This window comes from Pseudomonas sp. PH1b (genome assembly GCF_000633395.1).
Classification (GTDB): Bacteria; Pseudomonadota; Gammaproteobacteria; order Pseudomonadales; family Pseudomonadaceae; genus Aquipseudomonas.
This window is the reverse complement of record NZ_AYMU01000002.1, coordinates 439,580-465,802: the sequence shown is the minus strand read 5'-3', so window position 1 is coordinate 465,802 and position 26,223 is coordinate 439,580. Positions and strand designations below refer to the sequence as shown.

Below are 26,223 nucleotides of genomic sequence, written 5' to 3'. Positions count from 1 at the left end.
TCAACCCTTCGTCGCTTTTTGAAGAATTGATCGACAGAAACAGAGCGCTTTGAGCGCTGGCAAGGTGCGAAAGATAAGCGCAACGACGGAGACAGCCCTGGTCGCAACGTTCTTCCGGCAGCAAAAGACAGCTTTAACTCGTTGTAGTTCTTGATTTTTCTTATAAATCTGGAGCTCTGATATGCTTTCCAGCCGCAGGCGGAGATAAAGCACCATGCAACTCATCGATATCGGCGTCAACCTGACCAATCCCTGTTTTGCCGAAAAACACCAGGCCGTTCTCGATCGGGCTTATGCCGCCGGCGTCTGCCAACTGGTCCTGACCGGAACCAGTGTCGAGGGCAGCGAGCAGGCCCTGGAATTGTGCCAGCAACTGGATCCCGGTGGACAACGACTGGCTGCCACCGCGGGCCTGCACCCACACTGCGCCAGCGACTGGAACAGCGACAGCGCCCGCCGCTTGCGGGCCCTGCTCAACGACCCACGAATCCGCGCAGTGGGCGAATGCGGGCTGGATTTCAATCGGGATTTCTCGCCTCGCCCACAACAGGAGAAGGTCCTGGAAGAACACTTGGCCCTGGCTGCCGAACTGCAGTTGCCGGTGTTCCTCCACGAACGCGACGCCAACCAGCGCTTGCTGAACATCCTGCGAGATTTTCGTGACCGTCTGCCGGCCGCTGTGGTGCACTGCTTCACCGGTGAACAAAAGGCATTGTTCAGCTACCTGGATCTGGATCTGCACATCGGCATTACCGGCTGGATCTGCGATGAACGCCGCGGTACCCACTTGCATCCCCTGGTCCGCAACATTCCCCGCGGGCGCCTGATGCTTGAAAGCGACGCACCGTACCTGCTGCCGCGCAGCCTGCGGCCAAAACCCAAAAACGGTCGCAATGAACCGGCCTACCTGCCGGAGGTGCTGCGCGAAGTGGCACGGCACCGCGAGGAAACTCCGGAAGACCTGGCCAGCCACAGTACCGCCTGCTCCAGAGCCTTCTTCAATTTGTCAGAAATTGCTTGACCCATATCAAGATTTTTCCGAGATCATAGCGGCACAATAATGGCACCTTGCCAATACTGTTTCGCTCAATCAGAGAAGACCTTCTATGGGTGCCTGGCTTAGCAACATCTCGCTGAAATATAAATTCTGGGCAGTCAATGCGGTCGCCTTCGTCACCACCTTGTTGTTGGTGCTGTATGCGGTGCAATTGGAGCAACAGGCACGTGGCCAGGCAGCACAAGCTGGCGCCCAGGCCCAGGCTCGCCTGCTCGACGCCTGGCCGCCCGGCCAGCCATTGCCCAGCGTCGAACACCTGCTGACCTTTACCCAGGGACAGACCCCAAGCCTCGACCAGCAACCACTGCCGCAACTCAGCGGCGCCAATGGCTGGGTCGAGATCAATCACCTGCCACTGTTCGGTGACAATCCATTGCTGGGCGCACAGGTCATCCAGCGCGCCGATGGCCAGCAACTTGCGGTTCTGGCCTACGCCCCCAGCCTGGCGCAGGTTTTCAGCGATCGCTTCACCAACTACGCGGTCGCCGTATTCATCCTGATGTTCGCCATGCTGTGCGCCTCGCAACTGCTGATCCGCTTTCTTCTCAGTCAGCTCAACACCCTCAAGGACGTGATGCTGCACGTGGAGAAAACCGGCGACCTGTCTGCTCGCGTCCCCCTGTCCTGCAAGGATGAGGTCGGCCAGATGGCCAGCGCCTTCAATGCCATGCAAGCCGGTTACCAGCGAGTTGTGAACACCGTGGCCAATACCGCTCGGCAACTGGACCAGGGCGCTGCTCGCCTGGCGTCGAGCATGAACGATGTACGCCACGGCATGCTCGGCCAACAGAGTGAAACCGATCAGGCCGCCACCGCAATCAATGAGATGTCCGCCACGGTCTACCACATTGCCCAGCATGCCGGGGCGACCCGGGATCTGTCACAGACAGCCGACACGTTGGCCGGCACCGGGCACGAAGTGGTCGGACGGGTGCAGAAGTCCATCGCCGGATTGTCCAACGGCGTGCAGCAGACTGCCGAGATGATTCAGAAGCTCGCCGAGGACAGCCAGAAGATCAACGGCGTGGTCAACGTTATCCACAGCATCGCCGAGCAAACCAACCTGTTGGCGCTCAACGCCGCCATCGAAGCCGCCCGAGCGGGTGAAATGGGTCGAGGCTTTGCCGTGGTCGCAGATGAAGTACGCAACCTGGCCAAGCGTGTCCAGGCCTCCACCGACGAAATCACCAGCATGGTTTCCGCCCTGCAGGCTGGCACCCGTGATGCGGTGGACTTTATGCAGGAGAGCTCGTTCAAGGCCGACGACTGCGTGCAGCAGGCTCAGGAAGCCGGGGCGGCGCTGGCGGAGATCACCAGTGCCGTGGCCCAGATGCGTGAAAGCAACACCCAGATCGCGGTCGCTGCGGAACAGCAAAGCCAGGTGGCGGAAGAAATGAACCGCGCCGTGGTAAGTATTCGCGACGTGACGGAAAACACCGTGCAGCAGACCGTTTCCTCTGCCACCACCAGTGGCGAGCTGGCTACCCTGGCGGGCGAGTTGAGCAAGGCCATTGGCCAACTGAAGCTCTGAGCCGGCTCCTGTCTTTCGCACCGGAGCACCTCGCCCCCCTTTGACCCCCTTTGCGCTGGCTATCGGCCCCATAGCCAGCCTTGATTCGCCGACCCACCGCCCGCGTCCTATCCTTGGTTCACGAGTTTTCAAGCACTAAGGATGATCAACATGGGCAAACGTCACCCCAACCTTCCCGCCTGGCAGTGGCGCGTCTACCCGCAAAGCCACCAGCACCCGACCAACCTGGTGTTGCACCTGATTGCCGTGCCGCTGTTCATTGTCGGTTTCCTGCTGATCGCCTCGGGGGTGTTCTCCCTGAACCTGTTGAACCTGGCAATCGGAGTGATCGGCGTCCTCGCCGCCCTGGGCCTGCAGCGCCACGGCCATAGCCTGGAAACCCAAGCTTCCGAACCGTTCAGCGATCGCAAGGATGCAGTGCAACGCCTGCTGGTCGAGCAGTTCGTGACCTTCCCGCGTTTTGTCCTCAGCGGTGCCTGGTGGCGGGCCTGGCGACAACGCCACCGACGCTGAACACTCAGGCGAAGATGGTCACCGTCTGCCGGCTCAAGGCGATCAACTGCCCATCGGGGCTCCACAGCGCGGCGGCAGCGTGCCCGTAGCCGTCGCGGGCGTGCTCGATTTCCACCCGATACCGGCACCAGTCCAGGGTGCTCAGCTCCAGTAGCGGCTGGACGAACTCGATGGTCCAGGTCAAGGTGCTGCCGGCGGCAGGCTTGGTCAGGTGTGGCAGTAAGGCAGGCGGCCAGGCATCCACCAGCGCCAGGATGTGCGCTTCGGTCAGTGGCTCTTCCTTCACGTCGCCGCGCAAACGTACCCAACCGCCCATTTCCCGGGAGCGATTGCCGGTGAATGGCAAGCCGCCGATACTCCAGCGCATCGCCAGGTGGCGCATGAACTCCGGTGTCACGCCCTTGATGTAGGGCAACTCCTGGCAATCATCCCAAGGCTTCATCTCGGGCGCAGGCTGGGCAATGACACTGACACAGGACTCCCGAGAGGCGCCGAAGCTGCCCTGTACCAGGGTCACCACCTGGCCCTCCTGCATGACCCGACCCAGCACCTGGCTGACGGCCTTGCCTTCGCGCAGTACATCCACTTCAAAACTGACCGCTACATCGGGCGCCACCGGACCGACGAAAGTGATCGCCAGGGACCGTACTGGACGGTCCGCCGGCACCTTGGCCCGCATTGCCTCATATTGCAGGGCCACCACCAGGCCACCGAAGCTGGCGCGCCCCTGAGCCCACTCTGCCGGGATGGTCAGTGCCTGGGGCTGGCTGCGAACGGCTTCGAGCAAATCGTAGAAACGCATGAGCACCTCGGGGAAGAAAAGTTGACTGAGGGATCTTAACCAGCGTCGCAGAGGCCTACAGCAACTATTCCGGCCAAAGCAGCGGACAGAAAGGCCGCTGCGCAGCCGTCACCCCTTGAAGCAATCTCGGTGCAGCTTGTCCAGCACCTCATCAGCGCGAGCCTGGGCCTTGAGCATGGTGCTTTCCCAGACCGCCACGCAGGGCCGCAGATCCGACTGCTGTTCGGCCTGCGCCAGCCACTGCCAGCAATCATGCCAATCACCCAGCGCACCCTGAGCCGCCTTGAGACGCTTCATCGCCTGGGACGGCAAGCGATCCAACTGGGGATAAGCATCGGCGGCATAGCGCACGCGCTTGATCAACAGGCGCAGACGATGGCGGTCGTGGGCAGGATCCTGCAAGGCCTCGCCCAGGGCGCTCCACTGCTTGGCCAAACGCTTCTCGATCCGTCCGCGCAACCCCTGGAGCAAGCCTTGACGCGCCGATGCGCGGAGGAACCGCGGGAATGCATCCAGCACCAGGAACAATTGCGCCAGCTGCGATCCCGACGCTACCTGCGAATACTCGTCGGCCAACTGGGCGGTGCGTCGATCGGCAGCAGCATGCAGCCCATGCTGGTGCAAATAGGCGGCCAGGACCTCGCGATCACGGATCGGCGTGGTCATACGCCCCACCTCGCTGGCTGCGGCCTCCAGCTGTTCGACCCCGGGCAAGCCACGCAATGGCCGTAACAGGCTGCGCAAGCGCCGTACGCCAATACGCAGATCGTGCAGGGCCTCGGCATCCGTTGCTGCCGCCAGGCGCGCCTGACAAGCCAGCAAACGCACTTCCAGGCCCAGGATCTGAGCCACCAAACGATCAACCAGGACAGACATCACGGATTCCCCAACACGACTTACAAGCCAGCTTCGGCTCATCCAGTTCAAGAATGGTACCGAGGGCCCGTAACCGGCATTGCGTCAGGTCATTGGCCCAAGGTGATGATTGTTGCCTCAGCAGCGTAGCGGCTGGCGCGGATCAACGCCCGGCACGGGACTCGCGAATGTAGAAACGTGCCTTTTCGGCCTTGTTGGTGCAGCCTTCAAAGGCTTCGAATTGCTGTTGCGTCTTGGCTCCAGTCAACAGCGACAGTGCCTTGGAGTAGCTCACGGTTCCGGCGAACCCCTCGGCCTTGGCCAGGTCCAGTTCATGCCAGGCGGCGTCCAGCTGAGTACCGCAGCTGTCACGATAGGCAGTCTTGCCAGCGCAACCGGTGAGGACCAGGGCAATCAGGGGCAAGCAGATCCAGGCTTTCATCAATCACACCTCAAAAAGAGAAACAGTCGTACAGGTTAAGACGGTAGCGACGGAAAAAAGTGCCGGCCCCCCACCTTGGAAAAATATAGCCGCAGGAGCATAGCCGCGCAGCCTGCAAGGCCCTAGAAAAAACCGCGCGCAAACACCCGACAGCATCAGCAATTGAACCCTGGGGCGCTATGGGTGCATTGTTGCAGCCTGTTTGTCGAAGGGACGAATCATGAACAAACGTGTTGCACTGGTCCTGGGCTCCGGGGGCGCCCGCGGGTATGCCCATATCGGCGTCATCGAGGAAATCGAAAAACGCGGTTACGACATTGCCTGCGTGGCCGGTTGTTCCATGGGCGCGGTGGTGGGCGGTATCTACGCGGCGGGCAAGCTCGACCTGTACCGTGAATGGATCGAAAGCCTGGACTACCTCGATGTGCTGCGCCTGGTGGATGTGAGCTTCCGCCTGGGGGCGATTCGTGGCGAGAAGGTCTTTGGCCAGATTCGCAAGATAGTCGGCGAGATCAACATCGAAGACCTGCGCATTCCCTATACAGCGGTGGCCACCGACCTGACCAATCAACAGGAAATCTGGTTCCAGGAAGGCTGCCTGCATCAAGCCATGCGGGCATCCGCCGCCATCCCCAGCCTGTTCACCCCGGTGATGCAAGGCAACCGGATGCTGGTGGACGGCGGCCTGCTGAACCCGCTGCCGATCGTGCCGGTGGTTTCCAGCCACTGCGACCTGATCATTGCGGTCAACCTCAATTCGACCAACCAGCGCCACTATCAGTTGCCCGTGATCCAGCGCCCGCCGGCGTTCAAGAGCCGCTTCGACAGCCTGATCAACTCCCTCGGCTCGCACCTGCCGTTCCGCCGCAAACAGGCCGAACAACTGCTGCTGCTCGAGCAAGAGGCCTTCAAGAGCGAGGCCGCGGAGATCAACCCCTGGGTCGAAGGGGCGGAGCCCGAGTCCCAGCAACCGGCTGCGGCACCGCAAGCCGATGGCGCGCCCAAATCCGCCAGCGGCTCGTTCATCATCGACAACGTCGGCCCGGCCTCGCTGCTGGATCTGGTCAACCAGAGCTTCGAGGTCATGCAGACCTCTCTGGCTCAGTACAAGATCGCCGGCTATCCGCCGGATATCCTGATCAACGTGCCAAAACGCGTGTGCCGGTTCTTCGAGTTCTACAAGGCGCCGGAGTTGATTGCCCTGGGCCGCGAAATCGCCAGCGATACCTTGGATCGTTATGAACAGGAACAGCTGTAGTATCTGAAACCATGACCCGGCGGGCTCAAGGTTCGGCGCCCACCAGGCGATAACCGACACCCGCCTCGGTGACGATGAAGCGTGGCCGGGTCGGATCGTCGGCCAGTTTCTGACGCAGATGCCCGACCACGATCCGCAGGTAGTGACTGTCCTCGGTATGGGTCGGGCCCCAGATATCCTTGAGCAGTTGCTGCTGAGTAATCACCCGCCCCGGATGCCGCGCCAATTGCGCCAGCACTGCGTATTCCTTGCGGGTCAATGCCACTTCGGCACCGTCCAGCAGCACCCGGCGGTACGCCAAGTCGACTGTCAGCGGCCCGACTTGCAGCGCCGCCTCCTGCACCTCTCCGCCTGGCGCCTGACGCAACAGGGCGCGGATACGCGCGAGAAACTCCTGGATCCCGAAAGGCTTGGTCACGTAGTCATTGGCCCCACCGTCCAGGGCCTCGACTTTCTGCACTTCGCTGGCACGCACCGAAAGCACCAGCACCGGCACCGCCGACCACTCGCGGAACTCGCGCAGGACCTGCTGGCCGTCCATGTCCGGCAACCCCAGGTCGAGCACCAGCAGGTCGGGCTGGTTCAGCGCCGCCTGGGCCAGGCCCTCGCTGCCGGTACCGGCTTCAATCACTTTGTATCCCTGGGACGCCAGGCTGATGCGCAAGAACTTGCGGATCTGCGGTTCGTCGTCGATGACCAGGATGGTCGCGGTCTGGCTCATGGTTTCAGTTCAAGATCAGTAAGAGGCAAAAGAGTAGCTCAAGGCATGCCGAGTCCCGAGGGCTCCATGCGCGGCAAGACAGCGCCGCACTCTACAGCTATTCATCCTCAAGCTCCGGCTGGGTCGGCAACGGCAGATGCAGGGTGATGCACGTACCGTGACCATCGATGCCTTCGGTCACACTGATACGCCCACCGTGGGCTCCGACCATGCCTTGGCAGATGGCCAGCCCCAGGCCCGTGCCCTGCCCGCCTCGATCGCCGCGGGCCGCGGTGTAGAACATATCGAAGATCTTTGCTCGCTCCTCCTCGGGAATACCAGGCCCCTCATCGCTGACGGCGAAGCTCAACTCCCGCTCGTCGGCACTGACCTTTAGCTGCAGCCGGCCCTCGACCGGCGAGAAACGCGCCGCATTCTCCAGCACATTGACCAGGGCCTGCTCGATCAAGGCCGCATGCACATGCAGCAACGGCAGGTCTGACGGCAGATCGGTACTCACCCGCAAGGGGGCCAACACAGCACGCAGGCGGTTCAGGGCGCTGCCGACAATGTCCCCCGGCGCCACCCAGTCACGGGCCAGCTTCAATGCGCCATGGCCGAGCCGGGTCATGTCCAGCAGATTCTGGATATAGCGATCCAGGCGCTCGGCCTCATCGCGGGTCCCCTCCAGCAACTCACGACGATCCTCAAGGGGAATCGCCTCACCCAACGCCAACAGACTATCGATACTGCCTCGCATCGACGTCAGTGGTGTGCGCAGGTCATGAGACACCGAGGCCAGCAAGGCGCTGCGCAACTGCTCGGTTTCACCATGCAGTCTCGCCGCTTCCAGGTCCTCGGCCAGGCGTGCCCGCGCCAGGGCCTGGGCCAGCGGCTGGCTCAGGGCGGTGAGCAAGCGTCGGCGCTGGCCGCTGAAGACCGCACCTTCCCGAGGACAGACACCGAGCAGCCCCAGAGGACCGTCTTCCACCGACAACGGCCACCACCACCAACGACCGAAGGGCAAGGTTCCAGTTCCCAGCCCTGCCGGCTGATCATGCTGCCAGGCCCAGTCGGCCGCCGCACGCTCAGCCTCGGAGAACTGTAGCGTACCACCGGTCTCGACTTTCCAGTCGCCCTGCCCATCGCGGTTGAGCAGGCAGATACGCAACTCGTCCCCTCCATGCAGGTGCTGCGCTGCGGCACTGATCACTGCCTGCCGGTCGGTGGCCGCCGTGAGCTTGCGCGACAGGTCCAGCAGTTCGCCGGTTTCCTCCTGGGTATCGCGCAACGCCTGCAACTGCCGCCGCTGGCGCGCCGCCAGGTTGCCGGTCAGCGCCGCCATGAGCAGGAAGAACAGCAGCGTCAGCACATCTTCTTCACGCTGGATGGACAGGGAGAAATTCGGTGGAATGAACAGGAAGTCGTAGCTCAGGAACGACAACGCGGCGCAGGCCAGCGCCGGCCCCAGGCTGCTGCGCACCGCCACCAGCAATACCGCAGCGAGAAACACCAGGGAAATGTTCGGTAACGGCAAAACACTGGCCACGCCCCAGGCCAGGGCACTGGCCAACAGTGTTGCCAGCACCGCCAGGCCATAGTCAAACCACGCCAACGAGTGCTTGACCCGCACGCCCGGCTGATGGAGCTGTGGCTCGCAGTCCAGGACGTTGATCTCCAAGCCATCGGCATTGCGCAGCAGGCGCGCGGCCAATCCGCCCCCCAACCAGCGACGGCGCCAGCCACGGCTGGACTGCCCCACCAGCAACAAGCTGGCACGACGCTCTGAGGCGTGCTGAATCAGGGTCTTGGCAACTTCGCCAGCCCGCAGTTGAACCACCTCTCCGCCCAGGCGCTCGGCCAGTTGCTGGGCTGCCTGCAGTCGCAATCGCGACTGCTCGTCACGCAGCCGCCCGTTGTCCACATGCACCAGGCTCCAGGGCAGATGTCGACGCTGGGCCACTCGACTGGCGTGGCGTACCAGGCGCTCGGCCTGGGCATCGCCGTCGATGCCCACCAGCAAACGCCCACGCACCGCTGGTGCCGCCTGCCCCAACTGGCGATAGCCCTGAGCCAGATCGTTGTCCACCTGGGCCGCTGCGGTCTGCATCGCCAACTCACGCAAGGCGGTGAGATTGGTCTGGGTGAAGAACGCGTCGATCGCCGCCCGCGCCTGCTCCGGCACATAGACCTTGCCGTCCCGCAAGCGCTCCAGCAACTCGCGGGGAGGCAAATCCACCAGCAGCAGTTCGTAGGCTTCCTGCAGCACCCAGTCGGGCAAGGTCTCGCGAACCTGGACGCCGGTAATGCCGCGTACCTGATCGTTAAGGCTTTCCAGGTGCTGGACATTGACCGTAGTGAAGACGTCGATGCCTGCCGCCAACAACTCCTGAATGTCCTGCCAGCGCTTGGCGTGCCGACTGCCCGGGGCATTGCTGTGGGCCAGTTCGTCCACCAGCACCAGCTTCGGCCCGGCCTTGAGCAAGCCGTCCAGGTCCATTTCTTCCAGCATCACCCCACGGTATTCCGAACGCACCAGAGGCTGCTGCGGCAGGCCACCGAGCAGCGCCTCGGTCTCGGCACGACCATGGGTCTCCACCACCCCAGCCAGGACCTTGACCCCCTGGCGCAATTGCGTGTGGGCGGCCTGGAGCATGGCGTAGGTCTTGCCGACGCCAGGTGCGGCGCCGAGAAAGACCTTGAGCCGGCCGCGGCCATCGCGGGGCAGGTCAGCGAGCAGCGCATCGGCGCGGCCGGAATCACTCATGGGCGGATCTCTCTTGGGCTGAACAGTCTGACGAGCACACTGTAGCCGCTACCACAGCGGCAGTCGGCCAAGCGTCAATCATGGCGGCAACTACGGCAGCAGCCACTCGCAACGGCAACCCGATGTGCCGGGCACAATGGGCAAAACCTCTTACCGAGCCCATCAAAGCCTTTCAAGCGCCAGGTTCAGGGCCAGCACATTGACCACCGGCGGCCCCACCAGAGGGCGTTCGATATGGGCGTCCACCAGTGCCTGCACCTTGGCCAGCGGCAGATTGCGCGTCGCGGCAACGCGCGCCAGTTGATAGTTAATTGCCTCCGGTGGCAAGTGCGGATCGAGACCGCTGCCCGAAGTGGTCAGCAACGCCAGCGGCACCGGCCCCTGGCCGGGTACCAGGAGTTTGCTGGCATCGTCGATCACCCGCGTGGCCAGCGCCGGATTGCTCGGAGCCAAGTTGCTGGCGCTGCTGGAGACCGTGGCAAAGGCACCCGCCGAAGGCCGTGGATGGAACCAGGCATCGCCGGTGAAATCCTGGGCGATCAGCGCCGAACCCCGGACCTTGCCCTCGGCGTCACGCACCAGGCTGCCGTTGGCCTGTTCCGGGAACGCCACCTGGGCCACCCCGGTCACCACCAGCGGATAGGCCACTCCGGTGATCAACGTCATCAACACGATCAGGCTCAGGGCCGGACGCAATACAGTGCTCATCATCAGTTCCTCGGTTCGTTCAGTCCTGCGGGAGCCGGTTCCCCGGCCCCGCGTCCAGGGGCGTTACACCAGGTGCAGGGCAGTCAGCAGCATGTCGATCAGCTTGATCCCGACAAAGGGCACCACGATTCCGCCCACGCCGTAGATCAGCAGGTTGCGCCGCAGCAGGTGCGCAGCGCTCGCCGCCTGCACCCGCACCCCTCGCAGCGCCAGGGGAATCAGCACCACGATGATCAAGGCGTTGAACACGATCGCCGAGAGGATCGCGCTCTGCGGGCTGGCCAGGTGCATGATGTTGAGCACCCCCAGTTGTGGATAAATCACCGCGAACAGCGCCGGCAGGATGGCAAAGTACTTGGCCACGTCGTTGGCGATGGAAAAGGTCGTCAGGGCGCCACGGGTCACCAGCAGTTCCTTGCCGATCTGTACCACGTCCAGCAGCTTGGTCGGATCGCTGTCCAGATCGACCATGTTGGCCGCCTCGCGTGCCGCCTGGGTACCATCGTTCATTGCCATGCCGACATCGGCCTGGGCCAGCGCCGGGGCGTCATTGGCGCCGTCACCGCACATGGCCACCAGGCGCCCGTCGTCCTGTTCATGGCGGATGCGCGCCAGTTTCTTTTCCGGCGTGGCTTCAGCCAGCACATCGTCGACCCCGGCCTCCGCGGCAATCGCGGCAGCAGTCAACGGGTTGTCGCCGGTCACCATGACAGTGCGGATCCCCAGCTTGCGCAACTCGGCAAAACGTTCGCGGATACCCGGCTTGACCACGTCCTTGAGGTGAATGGCTCCGAGCAACCGGCCCTCTGCGCACACCAGTAGCGGAGTGCCACCGCTCTGGGCGATCCGGTCGATCTCCCGGGACAGGGCCGGCGCCAGGTCGCCGCGCTGGAGGCCGACAAAACCCAGCACCGAGTCCACTGCGCCCTTGCGATAGATTCGCCCCTGGTAGTCGACGCCAGAAAGACGGGTTTGCGCGCTGAAGGGCACGGCAGTCAGCAGTTCGCTACCGGGCTCGGGCTGTGGATAACGTTCACGCAGGTACTCGACGATGGATTTGCCTTCGGCGGTGTCATCCGCCAGGGACGCCAGCAGCGCAGCCTCGGCCATCTCCTGCGGAGTCACCCCGGGGGCCGGGTGAATGGCACTGCAGCGACGATTGCCGAAGGTGATGGTGCCGGTCTTGTCCAGCAGCAATACGTGCACATCCCCTGCGGCCTCCACCGCACGCCCGGACTTGGCAATCACGTTCAGGCGCACCAGGCGATCCATCCCGGCAATCCCGATGGCCGACAGCAATCCGCCGATGGTGGTGGGAATCAGGGTCACCAGCAACGCGACCAGGAACACCAGCGGCAAGCTGCCATTGGCGAAATGAGCGAACGGCTGCAGGGTCACCACCACCAACAGGAAGATCAGGGTCAGGCCGATCAGCAGGATATCCAGGGCGACTTCGTTCGGGGTCTTCTGGCGCTTGGCGCCTTCCACCAGCGCAATCATCCGATCCAGGGTCGACTCTCCAGGGTTGCTAGTGATGCGTACCAGCAACCAGTCGGAGACCAACCGGGTATTGCCGGTCACCGCCGAACGATCACCGCCGGACTCACGAATCACCGGTGCCGACTCACCGGTGATCGCCGCCTCGTTGACCGCAGCGATGCCCTCGATCACCTCGCCGTCGCCGGGGATCATTTCTCCGGCGGCAACGCGCACCACATCACCCTTGCGCAGGCTGGTGGCCGGCACTACCTGGTAGGCGCCCTCTGCCGTTCTGCGCCGGGCACTGAGGCCTTCGCTGCCGGCCTTGAGGCTGTCAGCCCGGGCTTTGCCTCGGCCCTCGGCCAGGGCTTCGGCGAAGTTGGCGAAGAGCACGGTGAACCATAGCCACAGGGCAATCTGCCCGGCAACGAAGGTTGGTACGGCGTTGTCCGGGACAAAACACAGCACGGTGGTCAGGATCGCCGTCAACTCGACCACCAGCATCACCGGCGAGCGTTGCAACTGGCGTGGGTCGAGCTTGACGAAGGCCTGGATCAGCGCCGGACGCCACAGCGCCGAGATCGCGGTACCCGAGGACTGCACAGGGGAATGCGTGGCCTTGGCGGCCGCATCAGCGGTCTTGTTCGAGGCAGGAACATGCATATTCATCATCAGGTCCTCAGAAGCCCATGCTCAAGTGTTCGGCAATCGGGCCCAGCGCCAGGATCGGCAGAAAAGTCAGGCCGCCCACCAGCAAGATGGTCACGCTCAACAAGGCCACGAACAACGGGCCGTGGGTGGGAAAGCTGTCCTGGCCGATGGGCACGGCCTTCTTCAGCGCCAGGCTGCCGGCCAGGGCCAGCACCGGCAGGATGTAACCAAAGCGCCCGATCAACATGCCCAGGCCCAGCATCAGGTTGTGAAACGGTGTGTTGGCCCCCATGCCACCAAATGCCGAGCCGTTGTTGGCACTGGCCGAGGTATAGGCGTACAGCAACTGGCTGAAACCGTGGGGCCCCGGGTTGCTGATGGCACCGGCAGGCCCGGGCAGGCTGGCGGCCAGGGCCCCCAGGACCAGGACGCCAATGGGCATCACCATCAAGGTCAGCACCAGCAGCTGCACTTCCCTGGCCTGGAGCTTCTTGCCCAGGTACTCCGGAGTGCGGCCGATCATCAGGCCAGCCAGGAATACCGCGATCAACACGTTCAGCAGCATGCCGTAGAGACCGGCACCGACGCCGCCGAAGATCACTTCGCCCACCATCATGTTGATCAGCGCCACCATCCCGCTCAGAGGGTTCAGGCTGTCATGCATGCCGTTCACCGAGCCGTTGGAAGCGGCCGTGGTGGTGACCGCCCAGAGCACCGTGGCCGTGGTGCCAAAACGCGCTTCCTTGCCTTCCAGCGGCGCGGTCTGCTCAACAGCAGCGTTTTGCAGCGCCGGATTGGGCTGGTACTCCGCCCACAGCGAGGTGGCACCACCGATCAGGAACAGGACGAACATGCAGGCAACGATGGCCCGGCTCTGTCGCAGATCCTTGACGTAGTGACCGAAGGTGAACACCAGGGCCACCGGTATCAGGATGATCGACACCAGTTCGAAGAGGTTGCTCCAGGCGGTAGGGTTTTCGAAGGGATGCGCCGAGTTGACGCCAAAGAAGCCGCCGCCGTTGGTCCCCAGCTGCTTGATCGCGATCTGACTGGCCGCCGGCCCCAGGGGGATCACCTGGTCATTGCCTTGCAGGGTCAGCGCATCAACGTAGTGGGCAAAGGTCTGGGGCACGCCCTGCCAGACCAGGAACAGAGCCAGCAACAGGCACAGCGGCAGCAGGCCATAGAGGGTGGCACGGGTCATGTCGACCCAGAAGTTGCCCAGGGTACGTACCGAACGCCGGCCAATGCCCCGGCACAGGGCAACCAATACGGCCAGGCCGGTGGCGGCGCTGACAAAGTTCTGCACCGTCAAGCCGACCATCTGGCTGAGGTAGCTCAGGGAGGCTTCACCGCTATAGGCCTGCCAGTTGGTGTTGGTGATGAAACTCACTGCGGTGTTGAACGCCAGTGTCCACTCCTGTCCGGGCAGGTGCTGCGGGTTGAGCGGCAGAGCGCCCTGAAACAGCAGGATTGCGAACAACAGGACGAACCCGGCCAAGTTGAAGGCGAGCAGCGCAAGGGCGTACTTCTTCCAACTCTGCTCTACCTGGGGATCGACACCGGCCACCCGGTAGCAGGCGCGCTCCACCGGTCCGAGGATCGGGGTCAGCCAGGTTCGCTGTCCTTCCATGACCTTGTAGTAGAAACGTCCCAGCCAGGGTGCAGGCACCAATACCAATGCCAAGAAGGCGAGGATCAGCCAATAGTCATAACTGTGCATAACCGCAGCTCCTAGTTCCGATCCGCGCGCAACAGCGCAACCAGTAGATAAACGAACAGGCCCACCGCCAACAGCAGCGACACTGCATCCAGAATGCTCATGGAATGTCTCCGAGGTACGGCGCTTGCCGCGAATGCCGCCATTGTCCGCAGGGAGCCTGTAAAGGAGCGAGATCGACGGGGTGGGGGCCCCATAAAGAAAGCGTAAAGACTGGCTTTACCTGGAGTGACCTGGTGCGAAAAGAGCAGTGGCGTGAGTGCTCGGCCTGCCCCAATGGGAGGCGCGCTGATGCACGGCCCTGAGCACCGCCAATAGCCAAAAGCCGCGAAACATCCTCGATACGACAGCTTTCAATGCTTTACGACGGACATCGAGACGCTGGCATGAGCGCTGCACAAGCCAATCCCGAGCATTTCCAATCGTTCGGGGAGCAACCGATGAACACACAACTCAAACCCACCTTGGGCACGCTGCACTTGTGGGGTATCGCCGTCGGCCTGGTGATTTCCGGGGAGTATTTCGGCTGGAGCTATGGCTGGGGCGTGGCTGGAACCCTGGGTTTTCTCGTGACCTCACTACTGGTCGCGACCATGTACACCTGCTTTATATTCAGCTTTACCGAACTGACCACCGCGATTCCCCATGCAGGAGGACCATTTGCCTACAGCCGCCGCGCCTTCGGTGAAAAAGGCGGCTTGATTGCGGGGCTGGCCACGTTGATCGAGTTTGTCTTCGCCCCTCCGGCCATCGCCCTGGCCATCGGCGCCTACCTGAATGTGCAATTCCCGGCCCTGGACCCGAAACATGCCGCGGTCGGTGCCTACATTGTGTTCATGGGCCTGAACATTCTCGGAGTGAAACTGGCAGCCACCTTCGAACTGGTGGTCTGCGTGCTGGCGGTGGCCGAGCTCCTGGTGTTCATGGGCGTGGTGGCCCCGGCCTTCAGCTTCAGCAACTTCGCCCTCAATGGCTGGGCCGGCGCCGACGCCTTCGGTGCCCCGGCGATTGCCGGGATGTTTGCCGCCATCCCCTTTGCTATCTGGTTTTTCCTGGCCATCGAAGGCGCAGCCATGGCCGCCGAGGAAGCCAAGGACCCCAAACGCACCATTCCCAAGGCCTATATCAGCGGCATTCTGACCCTGGTGCTGCTGGCCATGGGGGTGATGTTCTTTGCCGGTGGCGTGGGTGACTGGCGCACCCTGTCGAACATCAACGACCCCCTGCCCCAGGCGATGAAGACCGTCGTCGGCGACAGCTCGGGCTGGCTGCACATGCTGGTGTGGATCGGCCTGTTCGGTCTGGTGGCAAGCTTCCACGGGATCATCCTCGGCTACTCGCGGCAGTTCTTCGCTCTGGCCCGGGCCGGTTACCTGCCCACCTCCCTGGCCAAACTGTCGCGCTTCCAGACACCGCATCGGGCGATCATCGCCGGAGGCCTGATCGGCATCGCCGCGATCTACAGCGATGGGCTGATCAACCTCGGCGGCATGACTCTTACCGCAGCGATGATCACCATGGCGGTGTTCGGCGCCATCGTGATGTACATCATGAGCATGCTCAGCCTGTTCAAGTTGCGACAGGCCGAACCGAATCTGCTACGCAGCTTCCGCGCCCCCGGCTACCCAGTGATCCCGGCGATCGCCCTGGTACTGGCAACGATCTGCCTGCTGGCAATGGCCTGGTTCAACGCCCTGATCGGGCTGATCTTCCTCGGTTTCATGGTGCTCGGCTTCATCTACTTCCAACTCACCGGACAACTTCGAGCCAATGCCCCCGCGGACGCCATGCTCACCGGACGTTAGGTTGCACACCGCTACCCAGGTCACCAATCAGGCATACAATGGAACCCATGCGAAAAGCTTTAACTCAAAGCGTTATAGGCAGCGCCGAAGGCGAACCTTCGCCTCCGGCAAGTTGCCCCTTAAGGAGAATCCTATGCCCTGGTATGCCTGGTTGATCCTGGTGGTTGCTATCGGCTCAATCGTCGGCGGCTTGATGATGCTGCGTGACACCGCCAACAAGGTGGAATTGACCGATGAGCAGCGTAAACGCGTAGCCGAGCGCAACGCGGAAATGGATGCCAAGGAAGCGCGAGATCGCTGACCCCGCCAGCCCCTTCGTCCCTGGACCAAGGGGCTGTCAGTCAGCCCTAGCGCTCCCACTCGGCCTTGGCGATGTGCAAGCCATGCTGGCCTTTATAGGCTGCCCGCTCCGGCTGGCTCCAGCCCTCGAGCAATGACGCTTCGAGCCGATAGATTTCAACCCCCAGCGGGCGGCACACGCTCAGCGGATCCTGGGCCTCGGGGCCCCACATCGGCAAGGACAGGTCTCCTCCCGGACAGGTCGACAGTGCACAGAGCAGATCGATCTCGGCAAAGAACTCCAGGTAATCGCCCTTCTGCGCCGGACAGGCCTTCATGAAATACATGTCATCGTGGTTCAGGCCAGTGCACTGGAAGATGTTCAACACATCATGCACGTCAAACTCGGTCAGCCCATGGGGCAGTACGGCACGCGTCAGGTTGGAGTGGCAGTGATGATGAAAATCCTCTCCGGTAAGCATGCGATTCACATAGGGATCACAGCGGGTTCCCAGCAAGTCATGCAAGCGGCCGCCATGCTCATCGATCCCGTAGTGCGCCAGGCTGTCATCGGTGATGGTGACCAGCGGTCGTAGAAAAGGCAGGTTCGACCAGAGCCGATCATGGGTACTGACATGAGCTCCCTGTAATTGCCGGGTACGCGCCGCCCAAAGACGCTCCCGGGGGTCATGGGCATTCCAGACGTTGAAATCACCCACCTGCGACCCCACTGGCGTGGTCACTCGAAACACATGCCCGGCTGGTACCTTCCAGGCCCGACCGGTACGAATCGGCACTTCGAACTGCTCGATCAACTCGCGCTGCGCCGGGGTGTCGCGAATACGCTGGTAGAAAGCCGTATCCACTTGCAGCGCCGAACCTTTGCTGACCTGATAGGCCGCTGGATAATCTTTGTACATGGGTAACGCCCTCGCTCAGTGACGGAAGGATTGGCTGAGTATGTTCAACAGCAGACGCTCGGAGTCATCCAGATACAGCTCCATGGCCGCGCCGGCAGACTCCTTGTCACCCTCCAGCAACCACTCATGAATCTGTCGGTCGCGGACCAGCCAGGGCGCCTGAAACGCTGCCTCATCCACAGCGGCGCAGAACACCAGGCGCAACTGCGCCACTATATTGGTGAAGAACTCATCGAACAGGCGCGAGCCCAACAAGCCCACTACGTGTTGGTGAAAGCTCAGACTGTGAGTGCCCACCGCACGCCAATCCTCACGCGAACGCGCCAACTCAGTGGCTTCGATGGCATCGAGCATGCGATCGGACTGGTACTCACGCAGCGGCCTGGCGCTGGCAATCGCTTGCAGCTCCAGGGTCCGGCGTACCCGAAACAGATCCCGCACGTCGTCACAGTCCAGACGCCGAACCACTACGCCCTTATTGCGCACATACAGGGTCAGGCCTTCCTGCCCGAGGCGGTGCAGCGCTTCACGAATGGTATTGCGTGAAGCGTTGTAGGCATTGACCAACGCACTCTCCACCAACGGCATCCCAGGTAGCAGGCGACCGCCAATGATGTCCGCGCGCAGCTCCAACGTAATGTGATCTGCCAGGGATAAACCGTTGTCCATGGAGAGCCTCAAGATTGTTCAACAACTCATGATCAATCTTTAATCACTTATCGTGCCAACCCCAACGAGCTCAATCAGCTCATGGACAGCTGTCGGGATGCTGTAACTGCGGATAAAACCCGCCGAGAAGTAGGGGCATGTTCTACCGATCCTTGGTTAAAATGGCGATCTAGATGTGGAGGTTTCTCAAGTGCGTTATTCAGCAGACCATAAAGCCCAGACACACAAACGCATTATCAAAGAAGCTTCGGAACGATTTCGTCGTGATGGGATAGGTGCAACAGGCTTGCAACCCTTGATGAAGGCCCTGGGCTTGACCCATGGGGGCTTTTACTCCCATTTCAAATCCAAGGATGAACTGGTGGAGGAGGCACTCTCCGTAGCCGCAGAAGACTTGGACGCTCATTGCGCCACGCTGTTTGCGCAAGAACACCCTCTTGAAGCGTTTATCGATAACTACCTCAGCGAATGGCACCAGAACTCACCTCATCAAGGCTGCCCGCTGCCGACCATGAGTTCAGAGCTCGGCCAGCGTGGCCAACCCAGCCCCACTACCGATGCCGTACTCAATGCCAGGCTGGCACAAGTGGCAGCAGCCCTGGAGGGCGACAATAAGGCTCGCCGCAGCCTGATGATCATGTCGACTCTGGTGGGCGCGCTGTTACTTTCACGCAGTGTGGAAGATCCCCAACTGGGCACGCAGATACTCCAGACTGTGCGTGAAGGCCTGAAGGAACAGGAGCAGAGATGAGACCATCCGCTCCTGTCTGCCGCTTACTTGTAACGTACAGCGGCACTGCTTCTTGAAAGATTGGGGCCCAACGCCATGCGCGCCGTCACCAGGGCCTGCCAGTCTGCTGCGTCAGGCAATGAAGGAAGCGTGACCAGTTCCCCCTGATCGAAACCACTCAACGACGCGTCGACCATCTCTCCCGCCTCCATTACCATTTCCGCCGGAATATGCGTTAGATCCAGGCCTGAGCGCTCCCAGATCTCAGTTCGTGTCATTCCGGGCAAGACCGCTTGGACCTGAACCCCACTGCCCTTCAATTCGGCGTGCAGTGACTGTGTCAGGCTCAGCACGTAAGCCTTGGTAGCACTGTAGGTCGCATTGAAACGCTCCGGGACCAAGGCTACCACCGAGGCGATATTGATGATCGCTCCTCGCCCCGCGGCGGAAAAAACCGCTGCCGCCACGCCTGCCAGGCGAGTCAATGCCAGCACATTGAGTTGGATCATGCGCTCCATCTGGTCCAGATCGGCGCCCACCAAAGGCCCATTGGCTCCCACCCCTGCATTATTCAGCAGCAGGCTGATACGGGAGTCGTCGCGCAAGCGTTGTTCAACCTTCAACAGATTGTCCTTGAGCGTCAGATCCGCCTTCAATACTTCCACTTGAACCTGATACTTGCTGCTCAAGGCTTTGGCTGCCGTGTTTAGGCGAGCTTCATCCCGCGCAATCAACAACAAATCAAAACCGCGTGCCGCCAACCGCTCGGCGTAAACCGCACCAATTCCGGAAGAAGCACCCGTGACCACTGCTGTACCTTGGGACTGAACCGAACTCATGGCTGGACTCCTGACATTGCATGAAAGGAATGAACGCCTTGGGATTAAGACATCCGGCGATAAATATTATAATCATAATATTTACTGCATTTCATGAAAAAAATCTATCCAGGCGATGCAGCGTTACTGTCGGCTCTCCCTCCCTTGAAATATGAAAGGTGTAGTGGTCTAGTTTTTTTGGACCGTCCTGTAGGGACATTAGGCCGCCAGCCTTTCAAAAGCAGCTAGCGGCAGATTGTTCAAGGCAGAGTGACAACGCCGCTGGTTGTAATGGGCGATAAAATCCATCACATCCTTCTGGGCCTCGAAGTGATTCTGGTAGCCATTCTCAGGCGACCAATCGTATTTCAGTGTTCGGAAATAACGCTCCACTACGGCATTGCCCCAGCAGTTTGTGCGTCGACTCATGCTCTGCACTATCTGCTTCTCAGCCAGATACTCGACAAAACGATCCGCCGTGTACTGGCAGCACTGATCCGAGTGAAACACCAGCACTGAACCGGGTCGACGTATTCCAACAGCCAGCCGCAGGGCCTTGAGCGACAGCTCTGCATCGGCAGTCCTGGAAAAAGCCCAGCCGACAATCCGACGTGAAAAAGATCCATGACGATCGCCAGGTACAACCAACTACCACCGACCCGGATGTAAGTAATGTCGCCCGCCAAAAGGTGTTGGGCGATGAGGGATTAACGCGACGATCAAGGACATTCGCTGCGGCCTTGGCAGGTTTGCTGGCACGACGATAGTGGGCGTAAAGGGCTCGTCGCCTGACCAATCCAAGACTCTTTATCAGGCGACCTATACGGTGGTGCCCAATCACGACGACCTGTTTTTTGAGCGCCCAGATAAACCCCCGGGCCCCCAGAGCGCCCCGATGCTCGCGGTGCAGTTACCGTATTGTCTTCTCCAGATGTCGCTCAACCCGATGCTCAGGTCGGGCCACAGGCTTGGCGTAATAGCTGCTGCGAGGCACGCCTAGAAGTCGGAAAACGTGCCGGATAGAGAGCGGCCCTTTCAAACCCTCGATCACTTGATTCGGCTGAACAGCACCTTCAGATGAGAGGGCAACTGCTTTTTAGGACACTGTTCTCGGCTTCCAGCAAAGCCAACCTGGCATACAGTGAATCAATCAGCTCCTGGTCCTGAGGACGCGTGGGCTACGAGGCTCCTTCATGCTCCTTGCGCCATCTCGCTACCCAGCGGCACAGGGCCGTGGGCCCAAAGCCAGTCTGCTCACATCCCTTGGGCACTAAGTAATTCATCTCCACAACTAAGCGAATGGCTTCAGCCTTTTCTTCAGCGGTAACGACCCGAAATCCCATGATGCTTCCTTAGGTTGAAACTCCTACAGAGTGGTCCAGGAATAATGAGCCACAACAAGGCCGGCCAGGGACCGGCCTTTGAACGCTATTGATTCGAGTCAGTTGACCTCGAGCTTGTCCCGATTACGCTCCAGGATGCTCTTGCCAATACCCTTGACCTCAAGCAACTCATCCACAGAAGCGAATGGCCCGTTTTCTTCACGGTAAGCGACAATTGCCTTGGCCTTCGCCGTCCCCACACCAAAGAGTTCGCGCTGCAAAACAGACACATCTGCGGTATTGAGGTCGACTTTGCCTGTTTGCACCGTTGCGTGCTCAGTCACTACCGCAGGACTGGCCTGCGCTTTGGGAGTCGGCGCCGCATGAGTGACAAATGCCAGGCTGGCAAGAACGGCAAAGATCAGAGAGGAGAAATAAGAGTTACGCATAGTGACGCTCCATGACATCAAGTAAGGAAAGCAGCTTTTCCAAAGCTGCCTCTCAAACCTAGATGATGCAGGGAGCAAGTCAAAGATGAGAGGGTTACTGGTTGTGTAGAATCAAGAGTCGCGTCGGCGCTGCCGGTAGATCCAATCGACTATTTCACCCTCCGGGGTATAGCCGCTTACCGTTTCTCGGAGTAGTTGACGTACCCTCACATAGTTATCCTTATCAACAGCGTCAAGTAACTCCTCGAGTTTGAGCTTCAAGCTCTCCCAAGATAAATGCTCCTCATTGGCACTCATGATCATCGGGTGCTCGGTACCTAATACGTTATCACCGATAAGTAACTCTTCGTAAAGCTTTTCGCCAGGACGAAGACCGGTGAACTCAATGGCGATATCACCATGAATATTTTTTTCTGAACGTACACTCAAGCCAGAGAGGTGAATCATCTTTTCTGCAAGCTCGACAATTTTCACCGGCTCTCCCATGTCCAATACAAAGACATCCCCCCCCAGCCCCATTGAGCCTGCTTGAATAACCAACTGCGCTGCCTCAGGAATAGTCATGAAATAGCGAGTGATCTTAGGATGGGTTACGGTCAATGGACCGCCTGATTTTATCTGCTTGTGAAAAAGTGGAATTACAGAACCAGAAGAACCTAGCACGTTACCAAAGCGAACCATGGTAAATCGGGTCTTATTGATTGGTGATGTTGTGCTAGCATCATTGAACAGAATAGGTGAAGACTCTTTGCTTAATGCTTGTAAAGTCAACTCAGCAAGGCGTTTACTGCTCCCCATAATATTAGTAGGGCGTACGGCCTTATCCGTAGAGATGAGTACAAAATTCGTCACACCCGCTTGCAATGCAGCTTCCGCAGCATTAAGAGTGCCCATCACATTATTCAGTATTCCTTCCGCAATATTATGCTCGACAATAGGAACATGCTTATAAGCCGCAGCATGATATACAGTGTCCACCCCCCAAACAGTCATTACATCCAACAGTTTCTCATGATGACGCACCGACCCCAAAATAGGAACCAGCCTCACCGTCAAGGAAGCTCTCGAAATATAGCTTTCAAGCTCTGATAAAATACTATAGAGATTAAATTCACTATGATCAAACAAGAGTAACGTTGTAGGCCGTAGTGGTAAAATCTGACGACAAAGTTCAGATCCGATAGAGCCTCCTGCACCAGTAACAAGAACCGTGCATCCTCTAACACATCGTCTCAGAAGGCTTTCTTGTGCCGGAACAGTATCACGTCCAAGTAAGTCGGCAATATCAACTTCTTGAATATCATCAACTTTCACCCGACCGCTCGCTAAATCCATGAATCCAGGAACACTACGCACATGAAGAGCAAAACCGTCAAGAGCGTTGAGAATTTCACGACGGCGCCCACGGCTAGAAGAGGGAATGGCCAGGAGGATTTCGCTAGCTCCTGTCTCGTCAATCATTTGCTGTATATGTTTTGGCTTGTAAACCTGCAGCCCAGAAATAACTCGGCCCGCGATGCCACTATCATCATCAATAAACGCAACTGGTCGCATCATCTTTCCGATGCGTAAAGCAGCGACGAGTTGATTACCTGCAGCACCAGCGCCATAAATTGCAATCTTTGGCAAATTATTGTCACGACTAGCAAAGGGAACATGCTGAGTAGCTGAAAACCAGTCACCCAAAAAGAACTGACGCATCGCCAAACGGAGACCGCCAAGCAAAACCAGACTCAACCACCAGTAATTGAACACAATCGAGCGAGGCACAAGCGTCTGATGATTACTATATAAATAGACCACTAGCGCTAGAATAAGTGCAGATAGACTTACTGCTTTTACTATAATTATTAATGCATCATTGCCAAAATAACGCATTACCGCCCGGTACATTCCAAACCGAATAAAGAGAGGTATGGCAACAGTCGGTGCGCTAAGGAAGAGCCAGAGATGAACAATAACGGGGTTATTCAAATCCTCAAAACCCAGCCTGACAACAAACGCCATCCACAACGCCAGCCAAATCAGTGTTATATCGACAAGCACTTGTAACAGTCGCTTGTATCGACGTGGCATGCTCAGGAGAAAAACTCTCAGCCGATCCATAAAGCCTTTAAACACCTTACCGCCCCTTACTAGACTACCGACTCTGCCATTGTACGCATACATAGTGAGTGCCCAAACAGACCACTCAATAAAACACAGGTCACTAACGGATTTCTAGTGCTCCCGCCTTATATTTTATCGCTAGAAAAATCAATGGGATATAGGAAATTATCAAGGCAACAAAACCATCTAGCCTAGATGTCACAGCCAGCCAAGCCATCGGCAACAACCAAATAATATTAAGCCCCCCGATTGCCAGGGAGATGGGTAGATGCCGACCGACCTCTCTTGACGCGTACTGATAGGCATGGCTCCGATGCGCCTCATAAATCCTGTCTCTTCTTAGCAGGCGGCGAATCAAGGTAAAAGTTGCATCGACAATAAATACTCCTAAAAGAATCAGCCATCCCCACAGGAAATTCTGAAAAACTGCCGCAGCTTGTAAAGAGAAAATCGCCAGAATAACACCCAGAAACCCGCTCCCAGCATCCCCCATAAAAATTCGAGCAGGAGGGAAATTCCAATATAAAAAACCGAGTGTTGCGAAAGCAAGCAACAAAGGGGGGCCGATAAGCTCATTAAATCCAGTTACCCAGTATAACAGTGCGGCTCCTAGGCAGACGGTAATAGCCTCAATACTCGCGAGACCATCAATACCGTCCATAAAATTATAGAGATTGAGCATCCAAACCAAATAAAAAGCTGCAACTACATAGCCAATGTAACCCAAATTCAATTGTAAGCCGAACACCGTCAATGACGGCACTCCACCAACCCAATACAAGCTCCAAGCTGCCGCTACAAAGTGTCCCAGTAATCGCCAACGAGCAGCAATATGGCCATGATCATCTAGAAATCCAATAACAGCAACGAGTAAACCAGAACCTAAAAGTGCAAAGACGTAAGCAGATGAAATAGTGTTATGAACAAGCAATAAAGGCAAGAATAGAATAAAGCTCAAAACGATGGAAACACCTCCTCCGCGTGGAGTTGGAACAGAGTGAGAGCTTCGACTATTTGGGACATCGATCAGGTGGTTCGACAACGCATAAGCTCGCAACTTTGCAGTCATGAGAAATGCGCATAAAAGGACAGCAGGCAATAAAAACCAAACAATCATGCTAGCGGGCTCCGTGACAATATACAACTTCACTCTTCAACGCACCGTCAACACTAGAAGAGAGGATCCAATCCAAAAGGTCATAAGTCCAATTTACATCGACCGTAAGCAAATCTAAAAAACGATCTGCTGCTTCCCGCATACTAAATCTTATGTTTTTAAACACCATAAGACTCAGCATGATTGGAAAGCTGAATTTACTGAGTAGCAAATAGCAACCCCGAACTCATCTGTTGGCTTTAATAAACTCACGACGAACATCATTTAGCACCTTAAAAACCTGAAAAGTCAATTGCAAAAACATTACTTACAAAACGACGACAACTAACATAAAAATATTCATGGCGATACAGAAAAATAGCGAATGAGGCGTGCATTAACAACCTCTTCATCAAAATGTGAAACAGCTAACTTACGACTCTGTAGTCCCATCGTTTCAATCTCTTCTGGATTATTGATGAAGTACATCATTTTTTCAGCCAAAGCCTCAGGTGACCATGCTGGTACTAAAAAGCCATTCACTCCATCAATAACTGTATCTCTGCACCCGGGGACATCGGTCGTAATAACTGCCCGTCCTATAGCCATGGCCTCTTGGGTACTTCTAGGAACTCCTTCCCTATAGGAAGGTAGAACGAATACGCTTGAATTTTTAATCCAATTAACAACATCATCAACATGACCATGATGATCAACCAATCCTTGACGCGTAAGCTCATTGACATCATCAGAAGTCAACCCTCCAGGATTACCTTCATCAAGCCCACCAAGCATAATGAACTTGACATTTGAGAATCTATCTCTCACTAGACGAGCAGCTTGTATAAACTCATTGACACCTTTTTCAGCAAGAAGTCGACCGATAAATATAAAGCTGATATCTACTTTCGGAGGCTTAGAATAAGGGTAACTTGAGAGCTTCAGACCTATGCCACCTAAAACACTAACACACGAAACCTTTAAGTTATATTTATCTACCAAATCCAAACGATCATCATCATTTAGAAATATGATTCTTTCAAGGAACGGAAAAGATATTTTATATAAGAACACCTGAATTCGCTTTAAGAGAAATCCCTTAATCGTAATGCCTTTCGGCTGAGCTGTAAAAGCATAGCCAAGCCCTTCCAACATTCCAACTCTTCTCTTGACTCTAGCCAATAGCGCAGCTAAGGTTCCAAATATTACAGGCTTTGAAAAATAACTAAAAACAATATCAGGAGCAATTTTTTTAAGCTGCCTAGATAGTTTTAACATATTAATAATATCACCTAGTGGATTCAGGCCTGTACGGCTAAACTCATAATCCACAGGTTCTGCACCCAACATTGAAACCTTAGCTCGTGAATCTGCATTGTAGTCGAGGGCAAAAGCAAATACTTGATAGCCTTCCTTGACCAAAGCCATGATCAGATCCGTACGAAATCCAAGAACACTAGCCGCTGTAGTGCCAATTAATGCTATCTTCATCAATGCTAATTTCCACCAAGCCACGCCATATCATAGTTTTATAAAAACAACG

The 26,223-nt window shown here is 58.1% G+C and carries 25 protein-coding genes; 7 read left to right on the top strand and 18 right to left on the bottom strand.

Annotation, left to right across the window (positions count from 1 at the left end):
• Positions 1-214 precede the first annotated feature (214 nt).
• From U873_RS0104805 to U873_RS0104795, 3 genes are all read left to right on the top strand, one after another.
• Positions 215-1,021: a TatD family hydrolase gene (locus tag U873_RS0104805; RefSeq protein WP_025127150.1), complete on the top strand. Its 807-nt coding sequence runs from the start codon at positions 215-217 to the stop codon at positions 1,019-1,021.
• Between the two features lie 85 nt (positions 1,022-1,106).
• Entirely contained in the window at positions 1,107-2,588 is a 1,482-nt protein-coding gene (locus U873_RS0104800) for a methyl-accepting chemotaxis protein (protein ID WP_025127149.1), read from the top strand.
• Positions 2,589-2,738: 150 nt separating this feature from the next.
• Positions 2,739-3,101 carry a terminase gene (locus tag U873_RS0104795; RefSeq protein ID WP_025127148.1) on the top strand — a complete coding sequence of 121 codons (363 nt, stop codon included), beginning with the start codon at positions 2,739-2,741 and terminating at the stop codon, positions 3,099-3,101.
• A 4-nt stretch (positions 3,102-3,105) separates the two neighbouring features.
• On the opposite strand, the gene U873_RS0104790 is transcribed toward U873_RS0104795, so the two are convergent.
• The 3 genes from U873_RS0104790 to U873_RS0104780 all read right to left on the bottom strand — a co-directional run bounded on the left by U873_RS0104790 (position 3,106) and on the right by U873_RS0104780 (position 5,200).
• Positions 3,106-3,903 (bottom strand): acyl-CoA thioesterase II, encoded by a 798-nt coding sequence (locus tag U873_RS0104790; RefSeq protein WP_025127147.1) that lies wholly within the window; start codon positions 3,901-3,903, stop codon positions 3,106-3,108.
• Positions 3,904-4,011: 108 nt separating this feature from the next.
• Positions 4,012-4,779, bottom strand: a complete 768-nt coding sequence (locus U873_RS0104785) for a CHAD domain-containing protein (protein WP_025127146.1) — start codon at positions 4,777-4,779, stop codon at positions 4,012-4,014.
• Between the two features lie 142 nt (positions 4,780-4,921).
• Complete coding sequence (locus U873_RS0104780) at positions 4,922-5,200, bottom strand: hypothetical protein (RefSeq protein WP_011062563.1); 279 nt, start codon at positions 5,198-5,200, stop codon at positions 4,922-4,924.
• Between the two features lie 220 nt (positions 5,201-5,420).
• On the opposite strand from U873_RS0104780, the gene U873_RS0104775 reads away from it, so the two are divergent.
• Complete coding sequence (locus U873_RS0104775) at positions 5,421-6,458, top strand: patatin-like phospholipase family protein (protein WP_025127145.1); 1,038 nt, start codon at positions 5,421-5,423, stop codon at positions 6,456-6,458.
• 25 nt (positions 6,459-6,483) lie between these two features.
• Here U873_RS0104775 and U873_RS0104770 read toward each other — a convergent pair whose 3' ends face one another.
• From U873_RS0104770 to kdpF, 6 genes are all read right to left on the bottom strand, one after another.
• Positions 6,484-7,179 (bottom strand): response regulator, encoded by a 696-nt coding sequence (locus U873_RS0104770; protein WP_025127144.1) that lies wholly within the window; start codon positions 7,177-7,179, stop codon positions 6,484-6,486.
• Between the two features lie 97 nt (positions 7,180-7,276).
• Entirely contained in the window at positions 7,277-9,925 is a 2,649-nt protein-coding gene (locus U873_RS0104765) for a sensor histidine kinase KdpD (protein WP_025127143.1), read from the bottom strand.
• A gap of 162 nt (positions 9,926-10,087) precedes the next feature.
• Positions 10,088-10,633 carry a potassium-transporting ATPase subunit KdpC gene (gene kdpC / locus U873_RS0104760; RefSeq protein ID WP_025127142.1) on the bottom strand — a complete coding sequence of 182 codons (546 nt, stop codon included), beginning with the start codon at positions 10,631-10,633 and terminating at the stop codon, positions 10,088-10,090.
• Positions 10,634-10,696: 63 nt separating this feature from the next.
• On the bottom strand, positions 10,697-12,781 hold the full coding sequence (gene kdpB / locus U873_RS0104755) for a potassium-transporting ATPase subunit KdpB (RefSeq protein ID WP_025127141.1): 2,085 nt from the start codon (positions 12,779-12,781) through the stop codon (positions 10,697-10,699).
• 10 nt (positions 12,782-12,791) lie between these two features.
• Positions 12,792-14,486, bottom strand: coding sequence for a potassium-transporting ATPase subunit KdpA (gene kdpA, locus U873_RS0104750; RefSeq protein WP_025127140.1), 1,695 nt, complete (start codon positions 14,484-14,486; stop codon positions 12,792-12,794).
• An 11-nt stretch (positions 14,487-14,497) separates the two neighbouring features.
• Positions 14,498-14,587, bottom strand: coding sequence for a K(+)-transporting ATPase subunit F (kdpF, locus tag U873_RS34220; RefSeq protein WP_043274482.1), 90 nt, complete (start codon positions 14,585-14,587; stop codon positions 14,498-14,500).
• A 336-nt stretch (positions 14,588-14,923) separates the two neighbouring features.
• On the opposite strand from kdpF, the gene eat reads away from it, so the two are divergent.
• Both eat and U873_RS35010 read left to right on the top strand, forming a co-directional pair.
• The gene (eat, locus tag U873_RS0104740; RefSeq protein WP_025127139.1) at positions 14,924-16,288 is read left to right on the top strand and encodes an ethanolamine permease; all 1,365 of its coding nucleotides are present in this window, start codon (positions 14,924-14,926) and stop codon (positions 16,286-16,288) included.
• A 133-nt stretch (positions 16,289-16,421) separates the two neighbouring features.
• Positions 16,422-16,589 (top strand): DUF2897 family protein, encoded by a 168-nt coding sequence (locus U873_RS35010; RefSeq protein WP_016964082.1) that lies wholly within the window; start codon positions 16,422-16,424, stop codon positions 16,587-16,589.
• A gap of 46 nt (positions 16,590-16,635) precedes the next feature.
• Here U873_RS35010 and U873_RS0104730 read toward each other — a convergent pair whose 3' ends face one another.
• A complete protein-coding gene (locus U873_RS0104730) occupies positions 16,636-17,487 on the bottom strand; it encodes a DUF1989 domain-containing protein (protein ID WP_025127138.1) in 852 nt (283 codons plus the stop codon).
• A gap of 15 nt (positions 17,488-17,502) precedes the next feature.
• Positions 17,503-18,156, bottom strand: coding sequence for a GntR family transcriptional regulator (locus tag U873_RS0104725; RefSeq protein WP_025127137.1), 654 nt, complete (start codon positions 18,154-18,156; stop codon positions 17,503-17,505).
• Between the two features lie 190 nt (positions 18,157-18,346).
• Between U873_RS0104725 and U873_RS0104720 the strand changes: the two genes are divergently transcribed.
• On the top strand, positions 18,347-18,907 hold the full coding sequence (locus U873_RS0104720; RefSeq protein ID WP_025127136.1) for a TetR/AcrR family transcriptional regulator: 561 nt from the start codon (positions 18,347-18,349) through the stop codon (positions 18,905-18,907).
• Positions 18,908-18,930: 23 nt separating this feature from the next.
• On the opposite strand, the gene U873_RS0104715 is transcribed toward U873_RS0104720, so the two are convergent.
• From U873_RS0104715 to U873_RS34215, 7 genes are all read right to left on the bottom strand, one after another.
• Entirely contained in the window at positions 18,931-19,725 is a 795-nt protein-coding gene (locus tag U873_RS0104715; protein WP_025127135.1) for an SDR family oxidoreductase, read from the bottom strand.
• A 198-nt stretch (positions 19,726-19,923) separates the two neighbouring features.
• Positions 19,924-20,352, bottom strand: coding sequence for an integrase core domain-containing protein (locus U873_RS35820; RefSeq protein WP_115658587.1), 429 nt, complete (start codon positions 20,350-20,352; stop codon positions 19,924-19,926).
• A 530-nt stretch (positions 20,353-20,882) separates the two neighbouring features.
• Positions 20,883-21,047, bottom strand: a complete 165-nt coding sequence (locus tag U873_RS37485; RefSeq protein WP_371261279.1) for a transposase — start codon at positions 21,045-21,047, stop codon at positions 20,883-20,885.
• Positions 21,048-21,145: 98 nt separating this feature from the next.
• Positions 21,146-21,475 (bottom strand): helix-hairpin-helix domain-containing protein, encoded by a 330-nt coding sequence (locus U873_RS0104700; protein WP_025127132.1) that lies wholly within the window; start codon positions 21,473-21,475, stop codon positions 21,146-21,148.
• 111 nt (positions 21,476-21,586) lie between these two features.
• Entirely contained in the window at positions 21,587-23,581 is a 1,995-nt protein-coding gene (locus tag U873_RS0104695; RefSeq protein WP_029978142.1) for a nucleoside-diphosphate sugar epimerase/dehydratase, read from the bottom strand.
• Positions 23,582-23,684: 103 nt separating this feature from the next.
• On the bottom strand, positions 23,685-24,701 hold the full coding sequence (locus U873_RS0104690) for a glycosyltransferase family 4 protein (protein ID WP_025127129.1): 1,017 nt from the start codon (positions 24,699-24,701) through the stop codon (positions 23,685-23,687).
• 339 nt (positions 24,702-25,040) lie between these two features.
• Positions 25,041-26,171 (bottom strand): glycosyltransferase family 4 protein, encoded by a 1,131-nt coding sequence (locus U873_RS34215; protein WP_043274481.1) that lies wholly within the window; start codon positions 26,169-26,171, stop codon positions 25,041-25,043.
• Between the last annotated feature and the right edge of the window lie 52 nt (positions 26,172-26,223).

What these genes read in the sequence shown, in the direction of transcription:
- U873_RS0104805 (WP_025127150.1), top strand. Translation starts at nt 215, where the DNA reads ATGCAACTCATCGATATCGGCGTCAACCTGACCAATCCCTGTTTTGCC.
- U873_RS0104800 (WP_025127149.1), top strand. Translation starts at nt 1,107, where the DNA reads ATGGGTGCCTGGCTTAGCAACATCTCGCTGAAATATAAATTCTGGGCA.
- U873_RS0104795 (WP_025127148.1), top strand. Translation starts at nt 2,739, where the DNA reads ATGGGCAAACGTCACCCCAACCTTCCCGCCTGGCAGTGGCGCGTCTAC.
- U873_RS0104790 (WP_025127147.1), bottom strand. Translation starts at nt 3,903, where the DNA reads ATGCGTTTCTACGATTTGCTCGAAGCCGTTCGCAGCCAGCCCCAGGCA.
- U873_RS0104785 (WP_025127146.1), bottom strand. Translation starts at nt 4,779, where the DNA reads ATGTCTGTCCTGGTTGATCGTTTGGTGGCTCAGATCCTGGGCCTGGAA.
- U873_RS0104780 (WP_011062563.1), bottom strand. Translation starts at nt 5,200, where the DNA reads ATGAAAGCCTGGATCTGCTTGCCCCTGATTGCCCTGGTCCTCACCGGT.
- U873_RS0104775 (WP_025127145.1), top strand. Translation starts at nt 5,421, where the DNA reads ATGAACAAACGTGTTGCACTGGTCCTGGGCTCCGGGGGCGCCCGCGGG.
- U873_RS0104770 (WP_025127144.1), bottom strand. Translation starts at nt 7,179, where the DNA reads ATGAGCCAGACCGCGACCATCCTGGTCATCGACGACGAACCGCAGATC.
- U873_RS0104765 (WP_025127143.1), bottom strand. Translation starts at nt 9,925, where the DNA reads ATGAGTGATTCCGGCCGCGCCGATGCGCTGCTCGCTGACCTGCCCCGC.
- kdpC (WP_025127142.1), bottom strand. Translation starts at nt 10,633, where the DNA reads ATGAGCACTGTATTGCGTCCGGCCCTGAGCCTGATCGTGTTGATGACG.
- kdpB (WP_025127141.1), bottom strand. Translation starts at nt 12,781, where the DNA reads ATGAATATGCATGTTCCTGCCTCGAACAAGACCGCTGATGCGGCCGCC.
- kdpA (WP_025127140.1), bottom strand. Translation starts at nt 14,486, where the DNA reads ATGCACAGTTATGACTATTGGCTGATCCTCGCCTTCTTGGCATTGGTA.
- kdpF (WP_043274482.1), bottom strand. Translation starts at nt 14,587, where the DNA reads ATGAGCATTCTGGATGCAGTGTCGCTGCTGTTGGCGGTGGGCCTGTTC.
- eat (WP_025127139.1), top strand. Translation starts at nt 14,924, where the DNA reads ATGAACACACAACTCAAACCCACCTTGGGCACGCTGCACTTGTGGGGT.
- U873_RS35010 (WP_016964082.1), top strand. Translation starts at nt 16,422, where the DNA reads ATGCCCTGGTATGCCTGGTTGATCCTGGTGGTTGCTATCGGCTCAATC.
- U873_RS0104730 (WP_025127138.1), bottom strand. Translation starts at nt 17,487, where the DNA reads ATGTACAAAGATTATCCAGCGGCCTATCAGGTCAGCAAAGGTTCGGCG.
- U873_RS0104725 (WP_025127137.1), bottom strand. Translation starts at nt 18,156, where the DNA reads ATGGACAACGGTTTATCCCTGGCAGATCACATTACGTTGGAGCTGCGC.
- U873_RS0104715 (WP_025127135.1), bottom strand. Translation starts at nt 19,725, where the DNA reads ATGAGTTCGGTTCAGTCCCAAGGTACAGCAGTGGTCACGGGTGCTTCT.
- U873_RS37485 (WP_371261279.1), bottom strand. Translation starts at nt 21,047, where the DNA reads ATGGGATTTCGGGTCGTTACCGCTGAAGAAAAGGCTGAAGCCATTCGC.
- U873_RS0104700 (WP_025127132.1), bottom strand. Translation starts at nt 21,475, where the DNA reads ATGCGTAACTCTTATTTCTCCTCTCTGATCTTTGCCGTTCTTGCCAGC.
- U873_RS0104695 (WP_029978142.1), bottom strand. Translation starts at nt 23,581, where the DNA reads ATGGATCGGCTGAGAGTTTTTCTCCTGAGCATGCCACGTCGATACAAG.
- U873_RS0104690 (WP_025127129.1), bottom strand. Translation starts at nt 24,701, where the DNA reads ATGATTGTTTGGTTTTTATTGCCTGCTGTCCTTTTATGCGCATTTCTC.
- U873_RS34215 (WP_043274481.1), bottom strand. Translation starts at nt 26,171, where the DNA reads ATGAAGATAGCATTAATTGGCACTACAGCGGCTAGTGTTCTTGGATTT.